Origin of the sequence: Isoptericola sp. F-RaC21, from assembly GCF_038593535.1 — a bacterium.
In the GTDB taxonomy this organism is placed as follows: Bacteria; Actinomycetota; Actinomycetes; order Actinomycetales; family Cellulomonadaceae; genus Isoptericola.
This window is the reverse complement of record NZ_JBCFYX010000002.1, coordinates 678568-693703: the sequence shown is the minus strand read 5'-3', so window position 1 is coordinate 693703 and position 15136 is coordinate 678568. Positions and strand designations below refer to the sequence as shown.

The window sequence follows — 15136 nt, the reverse complement described above, 5'->3', positions numbered from 1 at the left end:
CGCGGGCGGGGGTCAGCGGGCGGCCAGCACCGCCGCGAGGCCGTCCCGCAGGTCCTGGACGAAGTGCTCGGGGACCTCCAGGGACGGGAAGTGTCCCCCGGCGTCGGGCTCCCGCCACCGCACGATCCGCCGGTACCGCTCCTGCGCCCACGGGCGCGGGATCTTCTCGATGTCGCGCGGATACATGGTGATCGCCGCCGGCACGTCGACGCGGAGCCCGGGGTCCATCGACGCGTGGCTCTCGGCGTAGATGCGGGCGGCCGACGCGCCCGTGCGCGTGAGCCAGTAGAGGGTGACGTCGTCCAGCACGGCGTCCACGCCGATCCGCTCGAACGGGCTGTCCTCCGTGTCCGACCACTCGGCGAACTTGTCGAGGATCCAGGCGAGGAGGCCGACCGGCGAGTCGACGAGCGCGTAGCCGATCGTCTGCGGGCGAGCCGCCTGCTGCTTCGCGTACGCGCCGCGCGGGCCGTCGTAGAACGCGCGGGTCTCGGCGACCCAGCGCCGCTCGACGTCGCTCAGCCCGTCCGTCGAGAGCCCGGGCGGGGCGTCCGCGAACGTCGTGTGGATGCCGAGCACGTGCTCCGGGAACCTGCCGGCGAGCACGGTCGTGATGTTGCCGCCCCAGTCGCCGCCGTGGGCGAGGAACGTCGCGTAGCCGAGCCGCCCCATGAGCTCTACCCACGCGGCCGCGATCCGCTCGGTCCCCCAGCCGGTCGTGGCCGGGCGGTCGCTGTGGCCGAAGCCGGGCAGCGACGGCGCCACGACATGGAACGCCGGCGCGCCCGCGTCCGGCGGGTCGGCCAGCTCCTCGACGAGGTCGGTGAACTCCCGGACGCTGCCGGGCCAGCCGTGCGTGAGGATCAGCGGCGTGGCGTCGGCGCGCGCCGACCGGCGGTGCAGGAAGTGGATGCCGAGGCCGTCGACGGTCGTGCGGAACTGGCCGATCCGGCGCAGGCGCTCCTCGAACGACCGCCAGTCGTACCCGGTGCGCCAGTGCTCGACGACGGCGACGAGGTCCGCGAGCGGCACCCCCTGGTCCCAGCGCCGCGGGTCCGGCGCGGGGCGGCGGACCGTCTCGGCCTCCGGCAGCCGCGCCGCGGCCAGCCGCGCCCGCAGGTCGGCGAGGTCGGCGTCCGAGGCGCGGGCGTCGAACGCCTGCACCTCGCCCGTCGAACCGGGCACGGGCCCTCCTGAGCGTTGCCGACCGGTCATCAGGCCGTCACCCCCGCGCCCGGCCGGCGGCGAACAGCCGGCACGCGTGCGCGGCGGTGCGCTCCAGCTCCACGACGGCGTCGCGGGAGAGCTCGGCGAGGGTGCGCGGTCCCGGCGCGAGGGAGAACGCCGCGGCGATCCCGGCGTCCGCGACCTGCGCGGGCGTGAGCTCCACCCCGCCCGCCACGACGACGACCGCCGCGCGCCCGGCCACCAGCCGCACCACGGTGTCCACGACCTTGCCGTGCAGCGACTGCTCGTCGAGGCGCCCCTCCCCGGTGAGCACGAGGTCGGCCCCGTCCAGCGCCTCGGCCAGCCCGACCGCCTCGGCGACCAGCTCCCCGCCCGGCACCAGCTCGGCGCCCAGCGCGGCGGACAGCCCCACGGGCAGCCCGCCGGAGGCACCGGCGCCGGGCAGGTCGCGGGCGTCGTGACCGGTCGCGGCGGCGAGGGCGTCGGCGAGGTGGGCGAGGCCGTCGTCGAGCACCGCCACGTCCTGCGGCGTGGCGCCCTTCTGCGGGCCGAACACGGCGGCCGCCCCGCGTGGCCCGAGCAGCGGGTTGTCCACGTCGCAGGCGATGCGCCACCGCAGCGCCCGGGCGCGGGGGTCGAGGCCGGCGAGGTCGATCCGTGCGAGGGAGCGCAGGCCGCCACCGCCGGGCGCCACCGGCGCCCCGTCGGCGTCGAGCAGCGCGGCGCCGAGCGCCGCGAGCACGCCGGCGCCCCCGTCGGTCGTGGCGGAACCACCGACGAAGAGGACGACCTCCTCGGCGTCCGGCGCGTCGTCGAGCGCGGCGAGGACGACCGTGCCGACTCCGTGGCTGGTCGCGTCCAGCGGGCGCAGGGCGACGTCGGACACCTTCGGCAGGCCGTAGGCCTCCGCGGCCTCGACCGCGAGGGTGCGGCCGTCGGGCGAGACGCCGTACCGCGCCGTCGTGGGCCGGCCGAGCGCGTCGGTCGTGGCGCAGGTGCGCGGAGCCTCGCCCCAGGCCCCGAGGATCGCGTCGAGCGTGCCCTCGCCGCCGTCGGCGAACGGCACGGCCCGCACCGCGGCGGCGTCGCCCAGCGCCTCGCGGGCCCCCGCCGCGAGCGCCTCGGCCACCTGCGTCGCGGTGGCGCTGCCCTTGAACGAGTCGGGGGCGACCACGACGCTCAGGGGCCGAGGGTCGGGGGCCGGGGTGGTCGTCGCGTCCGCGTTCTTCACGTCGTCGTGCACGAGCACAGACGGTACCCGGCGCGGCGGAAAGGCAGCGCGCCGTCTCGGGCGGTGTCGATAGGGTGCGGCCTGTGACCTCGAGCACCCCCACCCCGCCCCGCACCCCGTCCGCGGTCGACGCCGTCGCCGACGCGTATGTCGCCCGCTCCGCCGAGCTCGACCCGCTGCTCGCCACGGCGATCGGGGTGCCCGGTCACGACCACCGCATGACCGACCTGTCCCCGGCCGGCCACGAGGCGCGCGCGGAGTCCGACCGCGCCGTCCTGCGTGAGCTGGACGCGGCGGAGCGCGCCGGCGGCCGGCTCGACGACGTCGACCGCGTCACGCTGGCCGCCATGCGCGAGCGGGTGGGCCTGGCGCTCGAGCTGCACGACGCCGGCGAGCCGCTCTCGAGCCTGAACAACATCGAGTCGCCCGTGCAGCAGCTGCGCGACGTCTTCGACCTCATGCCGACGGGCTCCGTCGAGGCGTGGGAGAACGTCGCCGCCCGGCTGAACGCGGTCCCGGACGCGATCGACGGGTACGTCGCGTCGCTCACGGAGGCGGCGCGGCGCGGGCAGGTCGCCGCGATCCGGCAGGTGCGCGAGGGCGTCTCCCAGGCGCGCGAGCTCGCCGGCCTCGACGGGCACGGGTCGTTCTTCGACGGGCTGGTGCGCGGCGACGACGCCGCCGCCGTCCTGGACGACTCGTCCGCGTGCAGCCTGGTGCGCGCCGAGCTGGAGCGGGGCGCGACGGCGGCCCGCGGCGCGTACGCCCGCCTGGCCGAGTTCCTCGAGCGCGACCTCGCGCCGCAGGCGCCGGAGCGGGACGCCGTGGGCCGCGAGCGGTACGCGCGCTTCTCGCGCGAGTTCCTGGGCGCGGAGGTGGACCTCGACGAGACGTACGAGTGGGGCCTCGACGAGCTCGCCCGCATCGTGGCCGAGCAGGAGGCCGTGGCCCGGCAGATCGCCGGCCCGGGCGCGAGCGTCGAGGACGCCGTCGCGGCGCTCGACGCCGACCCGGCCCGCACCCTGCACGGCACGGACGCCCTACGCCGCTGGATGCAGGAGACGGCCGACGCCGCCATCGAGGACCTCGCCGGCACGCACTTCGACATCGAGGGCCCGGTCCGCACGATCGAGTGCCGCATCGCCCCCACCCAGACCGGCGGCATCTACTACACGCCGCCGAGCGACGACTTCTCCCGCCCGGGTCGCATGTGGTGGTCGGTGCCCGCCGACGTCACGGAGTTCAACACCTGGCGCGAGAAGACGACCGTCTACCACGAGGGCGTGCCCGGGCATCACCTGCAGTGCGCGGCCGCCGTCGTCGCGCGCGACACGCTCAACTCGTGGCGCCGCCTCATGTGCTGGGTCTCCGGGCACGGCGAGGGCTGGGCCCTGTACGCCGAGCGGCTCATGGCCGACCTCGGCCACCTGGACGACCCCGGCGACCGGTTCGGCATGCTCGACGCGCAGCGGATGCGCGCCGCCCGCGTGGTGCTCGACATCGGCGTGCACCTCGGCAAGCGGGCGCCGGAGCGGTGGGGCGGCGGCACCTGGGACGCGGACAAGGCGTGGCCGTTCCTGCTGGCCAACGTCAACATGCCGGAGTCGTTCGTGCGCTTCGAGCTCAACCGCTACCTCGGCTGGCCCGGGCAGGCGCCGTCGTACAAGGTGGGCCAGCGGTTGTGGGAGCAGGCGCGCGACGACGCCCGGACGGCGGCGCAGGACCGCGGCGAGGAGTTCGACCTGCGGGCGTTCCACGCCCGGGCGCTGAGCCTCGGGTCGGTCGGCCTCGACGTGCTGACCGGCGCGCTGCGCGACGCCCGCTGACGCGGCGCGCTCCCCACCCGGCACCTGGTCCAGCATGGAAGGCATCCTCACCGGCTTCGCGATCATCGGCGTCGTCATCGCGGTCGGCTACGTCGCGGCGCGCCTGCGCCTCGGCGGCCCCGACGCGCAGACGGCGCTCAATCGCATCGGGTTCTTCGTCGCCAGCCCCGCGCTGCTGTTCACGGTCATCGCGGACGCCGACGTCGGCGAGCTCTTCCAGGCGCCCCTGCTGGTGCAGGCGATCTCCGCCGTGGCCGTGGCCGCGGTGTTCGTCGTCGTCAACCTCGTGTGGCTGCGCCGGCCCGCCGGGGAGGCGACGATCGGCGCCGTCTCCGCCGGCTATGTGAACGCCAACAACATCGGGCTGCCCGTGGCGGTCTACGTGCTGGGCGACCCCGCCGCCGTCGTGCCCGTGATCCTGCTGCAGCTGCTGATCCTCGCCCCCGTGACCCTGCTGGTGCTGGACGCCCAGACGTCGGGGCGGGTGTCGGTGCGGTTCGTGCTGGCCCAGCCGGTGCGCAACCCGATCATCCTCGGCTCGCTCGCGGGCGCCGTCGTCTCGCTGACGGGGTGGAGCGTCCCGGCGCCGGTGCTCGCGCCGCTTGAGATCCTGGGCGGCGCGGCCGTGCCGATGATCCTGCTCGCCTTCGGGATGTCGCTGCACGGCTCGCGTCCGTTCCAGCAGCCCGGCGGCCGGTCGGCGGTCGTGGTGGCGTCCCTGCTCAAGGCGGTGGTCATGCCGGCGGTGGCGTTCGTCCTCGCCCGCTACGCGTTCGGGCTCGACGCCGCCGCGGTCGCCACGGCGGTGACGCTCGCCGCGCTGCCGGTGGCGCAGAACGTGTACAACTACGCCGCGCGCTTCCGGACGGGCGAGCTGCTCGCCCGCGACACGATCCTGGCCACGACCGTCGCCTCGCCGGTGGTCCTGCTGGTGTCGAGCCTGCTGCTGCACACGGGCTGACCTCCCTCCCGGCGCCTGGTCCAGGAGGTCCGGTCGGTAGGGTGCGTGCGTGCCCGCGATCACCCGCCTCGTCCTCGCCTCGCAGTCCCCCGCCCGCCTCGCCACGCTCGCCGCGGCCGGCGTCACGCCCCGGGTCGTCGTGTCCGACGTCGACGAGCCCGCCGTGCTCGACGCCGCGCGCGCCGGATTCGGCGACGACCTCGAGCCGGCGGACGCCGTGCTGGTGCTGGCCCAGGCGAAGGCGGAGGCCGTGAGCGCCCGCCTCGAGGACGACGCCGAGGACGAGGCGTCCGCCCTCGTGCTCGGCTGCGACTCGATGCTCGAGCTGGACGACGAGGTGCTGGGCAAGCCCGCCGACGCGGAGGACGCCCGGCGCCGCTGGCGCGCGATGCGCGGCCGCGCGGCCGTGCTGCACACCGGCCACTGGCTCGTGGACCTCCGCGACGCCGAGGACGGCGGCACGGGCGGCACGCTCGGCGCGACGTCGTCCACCACCGTGCACTTCGCCGACGTCGACGACGACGAGATCGACGCCTATGTCGCGACCGGGGAGCCGCTGCACGTGGCGGGCGCGTTCACGATCGACGGGCTCGGCGGCCCGTACGTGGACCGGATCGAGGGCGACCACCACGGCGTCGTCGGGCTGAGCCTGCCGCTGCTGCGGGAGCTGCTGGGCGAGCTGGACGTGCCCTGGCGCTCGCTCCGCGACCCCCGCTGAGGCTGCCGAAACCACCAACAGGGACACCCTCCGACACCCCGTTGCCGCCGGGTCCATGTGGGATCCTCCAAACGGCCCGGATCGTCGTTGGTACCGGGCACAGACTTCCTCGCGGGCGTCGCGCGGGTGCCGGAGCACGGCGGCGCACGCGTTACCGTGAGCCGTGCCCACCATCAGCAAGGTCCTCGTCGCGAACCGCGGCGAGATCGCCGTCCGCATCGCCCGTGCCTGCACCGACGCCGGGATCTCCTCCGTCGCCGTCTACGCCGACTCCGACCGGGACGCGCTGCACGTCCGGCTCGCCGACGAGGCGTTCGCGCTGCAGGGCCAGCGCGCCGCCGACACCTACCTCGACGTCGAGAAGCTGCTCGACGTCGCGCGCCGCTCCGGCGCGGACGCGGTGCACCCCGGCTACGGCTTCCTGTCGGAGAACGCGCAGTTCGCGCAGGCCGTGCTCGACGCGGGCCTGGTGTGGATCGGCCCGCCCCCCGCGGCGATCGAGTCCCTCGGCGACAAGGTGAGCGCGCGGCACATCGCGCAGGCCGCCGGCGCCCCGCTGGTGCCCGGCACCGCCGACCCGGTCCAGGGCGCGGACGAGGTGCACGCCTTCGCCGCGGAGCACGGGCTGCCCATCGCCATCAAGGCGGCGTTCGGCGGCGGCGGCCGCGGCCTCAAGGTGGCCCGCGCCGCCGACGAGATCGACGAGCTGTACGAGTCCGCGGTGCGCGAGGCCGTCGCCGCCTTCGGCCGCGGCGAGTGCTTCGTCGAGCGGTACCTCGACCGGCCGCGGCACGTCGAGACGCAGTGCCTGGCGGACACGCACGGCAACGTCGTCGTGGTCTCCACGCGTGACTGCTCCCTGCAGCGCCGCCACCAGAAGCTGGTCGAGGAGGCCCCCGCGCCGTTCCTCACCCCGGAGCAGGAGGCCGAGCTCGACCGCGCGTCGCGGGCCATCCTCGCGGAGGCCGGCTACGTGGGCGCCGGCACCTGCGAGTTCCTCGTCGGGACGGACGGCACCCTGTCGTTCCTCGAGGTCAACACCCGCCTCCAGGTGGAGCACCCGGTCACCGAGGAGGTCACCGGCATCGACCTGGTCCGTGAGCAGCTGCGCATCGCGGCCGGCGAGCCGCTCGACTACGACTCGACCACGCCGCGCGGCCACTCGTTCGAGTTCCGCATCAACGGCGAGGACCCGGCCGCGGGCTTCCTGCCCTCCCCCGGCACGGTGACCACGCTGCGCTGGCCGTCGGGCCCGGGCGTGCGCGTCGACACCGGCGTGGTGGAGGGCGACACGATCTCGGGCGCGTTCGACTCGATGATCGCCAAGCTGATCGTCACCGGCGCGACGCGCGAGCAGGCGGCGCAGCGGGCCCGGCGCGCGCTGCGCGAGCTCGAGGTCGCTGGCATCCCCACGGTCGTGCCGTTCCACCGCGCGGTGATGGAGGCGGAGGACTTCGTCCCGTCCGACGGCACGGAGTTCCGGGTGCACACCCGCTGGATCGAGACGGACTTCGCGGACGAGCTCGGCAGGCTCGCCCCCGCCGCGCCGGCCCCCGCGCCCGACGCCGAGGAGCCGTCCGAGGAGCTGGCCGAGCGCGTCGTCGTCGAGGTCGGCGGCCGCCGCCTCGAGGTCGTGCTGCCCGCCGGGCTCGGCGTGGCCGCCGGTCGCGCCCGCCGCGCGAACGCCGCCCGCCGTCCCGCCCGCCGCGGCAACGGCCGCTCGTCGTCGGCCGCGAGCGGCGCGACCCTCGCCTCGCCGATGCAGGGCACGATCGTCAAGGTCGCCGTCGAGGACGGCGCCCAGGTGGCCGAGGGCGACCTCGTCGTCGTGCTCGAGGCCATGAAGATGGAGCAGCCGCTGCTGGCGCACAAGGCCGGCACCGTGCGGTCGCTGTCCGCCGCCCCCGGCGACGGCGTCACCGCCGGCGCCGCCATCTGCGAGATCGTCGACTGACGCCGAGGTAGTCCGAACCCTGCCGAGGTAGTCCAGATCGTGCCGAGGTAGTTCAGCTCCCCGCGAGGTAGTTCGGCACGGGCCCAGCCCGAACTACCTCAGCAGGATTCGAACTACCTCGCGGGGAGCTGAACTACCTCGGCAGCCCTCGGACTACCTCGTGGTCTCGGGGACCGCGTCGACGGGCTCGGCGGGACGGGCGATGGCGGCGAGCGAGCGCCGCGCGGACGGGACGGACAGCACCGCCGCGACGAAGGCCACGAGCAGCGTCCCGGCGACGACGAGCAGCACCTGCACGGAGTAGCGGTCGGCGAGCGGCCCGAACACGACCATGCTCAGCGGCATCGCGACCGTCATGACGATGCCGACGAAGCCGAACACGCGGCCCTGCATCTCGGGCTCCACGGTCTCCTGCAGGATGGCCATGCTCGGGGCGGACATGAGCGTGAACGTGGTTCCCACGAGCAGCCCGAGGCCGAAGAACACCCACAGGTGGGTGGACAGGCCCAGACCGACGGTGAAGACGCCGGCCGCGAGGGTGCTCCCGACGATGAGCAGGACGCGGTTCGTCACGCGCGTCCCCACCACCGCCATCGCCAGCCCGCCCGCGAGCATGCCGGCCGCCCAGAACACCTCGTTGGTGGTGAGCTTCCAGACCTCCTCGCCGAACGTCCGGGTCACCATGAGCGGCGTGAGGTAGGACGGCGCGCCGATGAGGACCATCGTGGTGGCGAAGATCGTCATGAGCCACTTCACGGCGCCGTGCCCGCGGACGTAGCGGACGCCGGCGGCCAGGTCGCCGAAGTAGCTCGGTTTCTCCGGCACGACGTCGTCCGCGGCGGTCCCGGCCTCGTCGCGCCGCACCAGCCGCGGCACGGTGACCAGCAGCAGCATCCCCACGCCGACCAGGGCCGTGACGACGTCCACGAAGAACACCGCGACGATGTCGAAGCTCGCGTAGATCGCCGCGGCGACCACGGGGGCGAGCAGCATCATCCCGGACTGGATGGACTGGTTGATCCCGTTGACGCGGATGAGCTGCGGCGCGGGCACTATCTGCGGCACCATCGCGTTCACCGCGGGCGTCTGGATCCCGGCGAACGTGGAGCGCACGGCCAGCGCCACGTAGATCAGCCACAGGTCGTCGACGCCGGACAGCATGAGCAGCGCCAGCGCGAGCGTGATGGTCGCGATCGCGCTGTCCGCGCCGATGATCAGCAGCTTGCGGGAGTGCCGGTCGGCCCACACCCCGCCGAAGATCGACACGAACGCCTGCGGCAGCATGCCGAACACGATGCTGAGCATCAGCACCGACCCCGACTGCGTGACGATCGTCAGGTGCCACATCACGGCGAACTGCACCAGCATCGACCCGAGCAGCGAGATCGTCTGGCCGGTGAGGAAGATCGCGACGTTCCGCTTCCAGCCGGGCATGTCGTCGTCCCTGTCGTCGTTCATGGTGCTGGATGACGCCGCGGGGTCGGGGAACTCATCGGTGCCGTGCGCGCTCACCGTGCCATCGTCGCCTGTAGCCTGACGGCGTGCCCAGCCCTTTTCCCCCGCGCGAGACGCTCCACCGGCACCCCGGGGACGGCTGGGTGACGTGCGGCGACCACCGCCACTGGGGCCTGCACGGGGCGGCCGGGCTGCTGCTCGCGCGGCGGGCGTCCTCCCCCACCACCGGCCCCGTCACCGACGTCGTCCTGCAGCACCGCGCCGTCTGGTCGGACCAGGGCGGCACGTGGGGCGTGCCGGGCGGCGCGCTGGCGCCGGGCGAGACGCCGGTCGACGGGGCGCTGCGGGAGAGCCTCGAGGAGGCCGCCGTCGAGCCGCGTGCGGTGCACGTGCTCGGCACGCACGTCCTCGACCACGGCCCGTGGGCCTACACGACCGTGCTCGCGGACGTCGTGCCGGGCGCCGACGTCTCGCCCGCCGCGGCCGACCCGGAGAGCCTCGAGGTGCGGTGGGTCCCGGTCGACGAGGTGGCCGGGCTCCCGCTGCTGCCCGCGTTCGCGACGGCGTGGCCCCTGCTGCGCGCCCGGCTCGACGACGTCAGGCGCTGAGCCCCTCCCCCGACTGGCCGTGCAGCACGCGCGCGGCCTCGGCGACCGACCCGGACAGCGACGGGTAGACGGTGAAGGAGTCCGCGACGTCGTCCACGGTGAGCCGGTGCGCGACCGCGAGGGTGATCGGGAAGATCAGCTCGCTCGCCCGCGGCGCCACGACGACGCCGCCGAGCACGACGCCGGCGTCGGGGTGGGCGAAGAGCTTCACGAAGCCGTCGCGCATGCCCAGCATCTTGGCGCGCGGGTTGCGCGCGAGCGGCAGGGTCGTCGTGACGTACCGGTAGCCGCGCTCGCGGAGCGTCGCCTCGCTGAGCCCGACGGTGGCGATCTCCGGGGCGGTGAAGATGTTGGCGGCGACGCGGCCCGGCTTGAGCGGCGCGACGGCGTCGCCCAGCGCGTGCGACATCGCGATGCGTCCCTGCATGGCCGCGACGGACGCGAGGGGCAGCACGCCGGTGCAGTCGCCTGCGGCGTACACCCCGGGCACGGAGGTGCGCGACACGCGGTCCACCTCGACGTGCCCGCTCGCCGACAGGCGGACGCCCGCCTCCTCCAGCCCCATGCCGGCGGTGGACGGGACCCCGCCGACGGCGATGAGCACGTGCGAGCCCTCGACCACGCGGCCGTCGGTGAGCGTGACCGCGACGCCGTCCTCGGTGCGCACGGCGGACGCCGCCCGCGAGCGCGACATGACGGTCATGCCGCGGGCTCGGAAGACGCCCTCGAGCAGCTCGGCCGCGTCCATGTCCTCGCCGGGCAGCACCCGGTCGCGCGACGAGACCAGCACGACCTGCGAGCCGAGGGCCTGGTAGGCGCCCGCGAACTCGGCGCCGGTGACGCCGGACCCGACGACGATCAGCCTCTCGGGCAGCTCGGTGAGGCCGTAGAGCTGCGTCCACGTGAGGATCCGCTCGCCGTCGGGGACGGCGGTGGGCAGCGTGCGGGGCGTCGCGCCCATGGCGAGGAGCACGGTGTCGGCGTCGAGCGACGTGCTGCCCGCGCCCGTGCCGGGACCTGCGTCGACGACGACCCGCGACGGCCCGTCGAGCCGGCCGGTGCCGGCGACGATCTCGACGCCCTCGCGCTCGAGGCGCGCGTGGATGTCGCGCGACTGCGCGTCGGCGAGCGCGAGCACCCGGGCGTTCACGGCCTCGAGGTCGACCAGGTCGCGGCGCTCGCCCGCGGGCGCCGCGCCGCGCACGCCCAGCTCGGGGCCCTGCTCGGCCGTGGTGAACCACTCGGCGGTGGCGATGAGCGTCTTGGAGGGCACGACGTCGGTGAGGACCGCGGCGCCGCCCAGGCCCTGCCGCTCGACGACGGTGACGCGGGCGCCGAGCCGGCGGGCCACGAGGGCGGCCTCGTAGCCGCCGGGGCCGCCGCCGACGACGACGACGTGGGGGGTGCGCGGGTCGGTCTCGGGGACGCCGGGGGTGGGGGCGACGGTGGAGGCCGGGCTGTCGGTGGCGGCCGGCGCGGTGTCCGGGGAAGGGGTGTTCACGGAGGGCACGGGGACATTGTGTCAGCCCTGCGCCGGCGCGGCGGCGGTCCCGGCCCCGGACTACCCTCGGGACCATGAGCACCACGAGCCGCAGCGTCGGGGACCTCGACGACCCGACCACCGACCCGTTCGACGTCGCCCGCGCCGCGGCCGACCACATCGCCGAGGCCACGGGGGTGCCCGGCCACGACGTGGCCCTGGTGCTCGGGTCCGGCTGGGGCGGCGCCGCCGAGCTGGTCGGCGACGTCGTGGCGGAGATCCCCACGCACGAGATCCCCGGGTTCGCGAAGCCGGCCGTGGTGGGGCACGCCGCGACCACCCGCTCGGTCCGGGTCGAGCGGCCCGACGGCTCGGTGCGGCACGCGCTCGTCATCGGCGGCCGCACCCACCTCTACGAGGGCAAGGGCGTGCGCCGGGTCGCCCACGGGGTCCGCACCGCCGCCGCCACCGGCTGCGAGACGGTCGTGCTCACCAACGGCTGCGGGGGCCTGCACATCGCGTGGCGGCCCGGCCAGCCGGTGCTCATCCGCGACCACATCAACCTCACCGCCGCGTCCCCGCTCGAGGGCGCGACGTTCGTCGACCTCACCGACCTGTACTCGCCGCGCCTGCGCGAGATCGCCCGGTCGGTGGACCCCGACCTGCCCGAGGGCGTGTACGCGCAGTTCCGCGGGCCGCACTACGAGACCCCGGCCGAGGTGAAGATGGCGGGCCTCATGGGCGCGGACCTGGTCGGCATGTCGACCACGCTGGAGGCCATCGCCGCCCGGCACGCGGGCATGGAGGTGCTCGGCGTCTCCCTCGTGACGAACCTCGCCGCGGGCATCAGCCCGCAGCCGCTGTCGCACGAGGAGGTGCTGGAGGCCGGCCAGGCCGCCGGCCCGCGCATCAGCGAGCTGCTCGCCCGCATCGTCACCGCACTGTGAGCCGAGCACCGCAACGAGGAGGTCAATGATGAGCTCAGGAACGAGCCTGGACACCGACGACCCCGCCTACGAGCCGGCCGCGGCGACGCCCGACCTGGCCACGCTGCTCGACGCGGTCGAGCGCTGGATCCGCTACGACGTCGACGACGACGACAAGGCGGAGCTGGCCCGGCTCGCGCAGCAGACCTCGTCCGAGCGCCCGAGCACGCGGGAGCACGCCGTCGGGCTGCTCCGCGACCGGTTCGCGGGCACGCTCCAGTTCGGCACCGCGGGCCTGCGCGGCGCGATGGCGCCCGGCCCGAACCGGATGAACCGCGCCGTCGTCACGACCGCGGCCTCCGGGCTCGGCACCTACCTCACGTCCGTGCTGGGCCCCGGGGTGGCGGGGCGCGTCGTGGTCGGCTACGACGCCCGCGACCGGTCGTCGACGTTCGCGACGGACACCGCCGCCGTGCTCACCGCCGCGGGCCACGAGGTGCTGCTGCTGCCCTCGGCCCTGCCGACGCCGGTGCTCGCGTTCGCGGTGCGCCACCTGGACGCCGACGCGGGCGTCATGGTCACCGCCAGCCACAACCCGGCGCAGGACAACGGCTACAAGGTCTACCTGGGCGGGCGGGTCGTGACGGACACCGGGCAGGGGGCGCAGATCGTGCCGCCCCACGACACCCGCATCGCCGAGGCCATCGCCGCCGCGGGACCGCCGTCGGGCGTCCCGCGGGTCGAGTCCGGCTGGCGGGTCCTGGGGCGCGAGGTGGTGGACGCGTACGTCGCGTCGGTGCACGACCTGGCCGAGCGCGCCGGCACGTCCACCGGGCCGCAGGAGCGGGCGGCCCTGCGCATCGTCACGACCTCCCTGCACGGCGTCGGCGGGCGCGTGCTCGCCCGCGTGCTGGCCGACGCCGGGTTCACGCGGGTGCTGCCCGTGGAGGAGCAGCTCGACCCCGACCCGGCGTTCCCCACGGTCCGGTTCCCCAACCCGGAGGAGCCCGGGGCCATCGACATGGCGGTCGCGCTCGCGGAGGCCCACGCCGACGTCGTCATCGCGAACGACCCCGACGCCGACCGGTGCGCGGTCGCCGTGTACGACCCGAGCCACGGCACGCACCAGGGCGCGGAGACCGCCCGCTCGCACGGGTGGCGCATGCTGCACGGCGACGAGGTGGGCGCTCTCCTGGGCCGCGAGGCGGTGCGCCGCATCGCGCGCGGCGAGGTCCCCGCGCCCGACGGCTCCGGCGTGGGCCCGGTCGTGGCCTCCTCGGTCGTGTCGTCGCGGGCGCTCTCCTCGATCGCGGTCCGCTACGGCGTCGGGCACGCGACCACCCTCACGGGCTTCAAGTGGATCTCCCGCACGCCGGGGCTGGTGTTCGGGTACGAGGAGGCGCTCGGCTACTGCGTCGACCCGGCGCACGTGCGCGACAAGGACGGGCTCAGCACCGCGGTGCTCGTGGCGCTGCTCGCCGCCCGGGAGAAGGCCGCCGGCCGCACCCTGGTGGACGCCCTCGACGACGTCGCCCGCGAGAACGGCCTGTTCGTCACCGACCAGCTCTCCGTACGGTTCGACGACCTGGACCGCATCCCGGCGACGATGGCGCGCCTGCGCACGGCGCCGCCGCGCACGCTGGCGGGGGCGGGTGTCGCCGAGGTGCTCGACCTGTCCGACGGGGTCGACGGGCTGCCGCCCACCGACGGCATCGTGCTGCTCGGCGCCGACGACACGCGCGTCGTCGTCCGCCCCAGCGGCACCGAGCCGAAGGTGAAGTGCTACCTCGAGGTCGTGGAGCCCGTGGCCCCCGACGCGTCGGCGATCGACGTCGGCCGGCTGCGCGTCGCCGCGCACCGGAAGCTCGACCGGATCAAGGACGACCTGGGGTCGGCGCTCGGGCTCACCCCGCGGTGAGGGCGGCGTCGTCCTGCTCGACGGCGGCGGCCCAGTCGCGCTTGTGCGCGCGCCAGTGCTCGTCGTCGCTGCCGCGGCGCCAGTAGCCGGACGCCGACAGCAGCTCGCGCGGCACGCCGAGCTCGGCGCGGACCCAGCGGCGCAGGTCGCGCACCATGCCCGCCTCGCCGTGCAGGAAGACGTGCGGCGCGCCCGCCGGGAACGACCCGGCGGCGTGCGCGGCGCGCACGGCGTCGGCGAGGCCGGCCCCGCCGCCCCGGTGCACCCACGTGATCGCGAGGTCGGCGGCGGTCGCCAGCGGCTGCTCGTCCTCGGGGCCGGGCACCTCGACGACCGCGTGCGCGACGGCGCCGACCGGGAGCGCCTCGAGCGACGCGGCGATCGCGGGGAGCGCGGCGTCGTCGCCCACGAGCAGGTGCCAGGGCGCCTCCGGGTCCGGCGCGTAGCCGGCGCCCGGGCCCAGGAAGGTGACCTCCTCGCCCGGCCGGACCCCCGTCGCCCACGGGCCGCCCACGCCCTCGTCGCCGTGCACCACGAGGTCGAGGTCCCACTCGACCTCGCCCGAGCCGGCGACGTCCGCGTCCCGGCGCGCGCGCACCGTGTAGGCGCGCAGCAGGGGGCGCCCGTCGGCCAGCTCGCCGAGCACCAGCTTGACGTAGGTGTCGGTGTGGCCGGTGGGCTCGAGCGCCGTGAGCTCCGGGCCGGCGATCGTGACCCGCACCAGGTGCGGGGTGATCCGGCGGACGGCCGTGACGGTCGCGTGCCGAGGGGTGCGCTTGCGGGCGGGCGGGCCGGCGGGGGCCTGGGGCTGCGTGTCGGTCATGGTGAGGCGAGCCTAACTTCTCTGCCGCTCACGTCCGGCTGTGACGTC

General features: G+C 75.6%; 12 protein-coding genes. 7 read left to right on the top strand and 5 right to left on the bottom strand.

The features are described from left to right. Positions 1-12 precede the first annotated feature (12 nt). Complete coding sequence (locus AAG589_RS08585; RefSeq protein ID WP_430566822.1) at positions 13-1185, bottom strand: epoxide hydrolase family protein; 1173 nt, start codon at positions 1183-1185, stop codon at positions 13-15. Between the two features lie 37 nt (positions 1186-1222). Then, positions 1223-2431, bottom strand: a complete 1209-nt coding sequence (locus AAG589_RS08580) for a glycerate kinase (RefSeq protein WP_430566821.1) — start codon at positions 2429-2431, stop codon at positions 1223-1225. 71 nt (positions 2432-2502) lie between these two features. Between AAG589_RS08580 and AAG589_RS08575 the strand changes: the two genes are divergently transcribed. From AAG589_RS08575 to AAG589_RS08560, 4 genes are all read left to right on the top strand, one after another. Beyond that, positions 2503-4245 carry a DUF885 domain-containing protein gene (locus AAG589_RS08575; protein WP_430566820.1) on the top strand — a complete coding sequence of 581 codons (1743 nt, stop codon included), beginning with the start codon at positions 2503-2505 and terminating at the stop codon, positions 4243-4245. Positions 4246-4279: 34 nt separating this feature from the next. Continuing rightward, positions 4280-5206 carry an AEC family transporter gene (locus AAG589_RS08570; protein ID WP_430566819.1) on the top strand — a complete coding sequence of 309 codons (927 nt, stop codon included), beginning with the start codon at positions 4280-4282 and terminating at the stop codon, positions 5204-5206. 58 nt (positions 5207-5264) lie between these two features. Beyond that, positions 5265-5924, top strand: coding sequence for a Maf family protein (locus AAG589_RS08565; protein WP_430567175.1), 660 nt, complete (start codon positions 5265-5267; stop codon positions 5922-5924). A gap of 163 nt (positions 5925-6087) precedes the next feature. Beyond that, positions 6088-7878 carry an acetyl/propionyl/methylcrotonyl-CoA carboxylase subunit alpha gene (locus tag AAG589_RS08560; protein ID WP_430566818.1) on the top strand — a complete coding sequence of 597 codons (1791 nt, stop codon included), beginning with the start codon at positions 6088-6090 and terminating at the stop codon, positions 7876-7878. A gap of 153 nt (positions 7879-8031) precedes the next feature. On the opposite strand, the gene AAG589_RS08555 is transcribed toward AAG589_RS08560, so the two are convergent. After that, positions 8032-9390 carry an MFS transporter gene (locus AAG589_RS08555; RefSeq protein WP_430566817.1) on the bottom strand — a complete coding sequence of 453 codons (1359 nt, stop codon included), beginning with the start codon at positions 9388-9390 and terminating at the stop codon, positions 8032-8034. A 29-nt stretch (positions 9391-9419) separates the two neighbouring features. Between AAG589_RS08555 and AAG589_RS08550 the strand changes: the two genes are divergently transcribed. Next, positions 9420-9941, top strand: coding sequence for an NUDIX domain-containing protein (locus AAG589_RS08550; RefSeq protein WP_430566816.1), 522 nt, complete (start codon positions 9420-9422; stop codon positions 9939-9941). Here the strand turns inward: AAG589_RS08550 and AAG589_RS08545 are convergent. Next, positions 9931-11451, bottom strand: a complete 1521-nt coding sequence (locus AAG589_RS08545) for an NAD(P)H-quinone dehydrogenase (RefSeq protein ID WP_430566815.1) — start codon at positions 11449-11451, stop codon at positions 9931-9933. The genes AAG589_RS08550 and AAG589_RS08545 overlap by 11 nt on opposite strands. 65 nt (positions 11452-11516) lie before the next feature. Here AAG589_RS08545 and AAG589_RS08540 point away from each other — a divergent pair, with 65 nt between their 5' ends. Then, on the top strand, positions 11517-12368 hold the full coding sequence (locus AAG589_RS08540; RefSeq protein ID WP_430566814.1) for a purine-nucleoside phosphorylase: 852 nt from the start codon (positions 11517-11519) through the stop codon (positions 12366-12368). A gap of 28 nt (positions 12369-12396) precedes the next feature. Continuing rightward, a complete protein-coding gene (locus tag AAG589_RS08535; protein ID WP_430566813.1) occupies positions 12397-14265 on the top strand; it encodes a phospho-sugar mutase in 1869 nt (622 codons plus the stop codon). Here AAG589_RS08535 and AAG589_RS08530 read toward each other — a convergent pair. Next, positions 14252-15088, bottom strand: coding sequence for a siderophore-interacting protein (locus tag AAG589_RS08530; RefSeq protein ID WP_430566812.1), 837 nt, complete (start codon positions 15086-15088; stop codon positions 14252-14254). The two genes, AAG589_RS08535 and AAG589_RS08530, sit on opposite strands and share 14 nt — an antisense overlap. Positions 15089-15136: the final 48 nt, after the last annotated feature.

Bases quoted from the DNA above. Each gene is read 5' to 3' on its own strand.
- AAG589_RS08570 (WP_430566819.1), top strand. From the start codon at position 4,280: ATGGAAGGCATCCTCACCGGCTTCGCGATCATCGGCGTCGTCATCGCG.
- AAG589_RS08540 (WP_430566814.1), top strand. From the start codon at position 11,517: ATGAGCACCACGAGCCGCAGCGTCGGGGACCTCGACGACCCGACCACC.
- AAG589_RS08535 (WP_430566813.1), top strand. From the start codon at position 12,397: ATGAGCTCAGGAACGAGCCTGGACACCGACGACCCCGCCTACGAGCCG.
- AAG589_RS08530 (WP_430566812.1), bottom strand. From the start codon at position 15,088: ATGACCGACACGCAGCCCCAGGCCCCCGCCGGCCCGCCCGCCCGCAAG.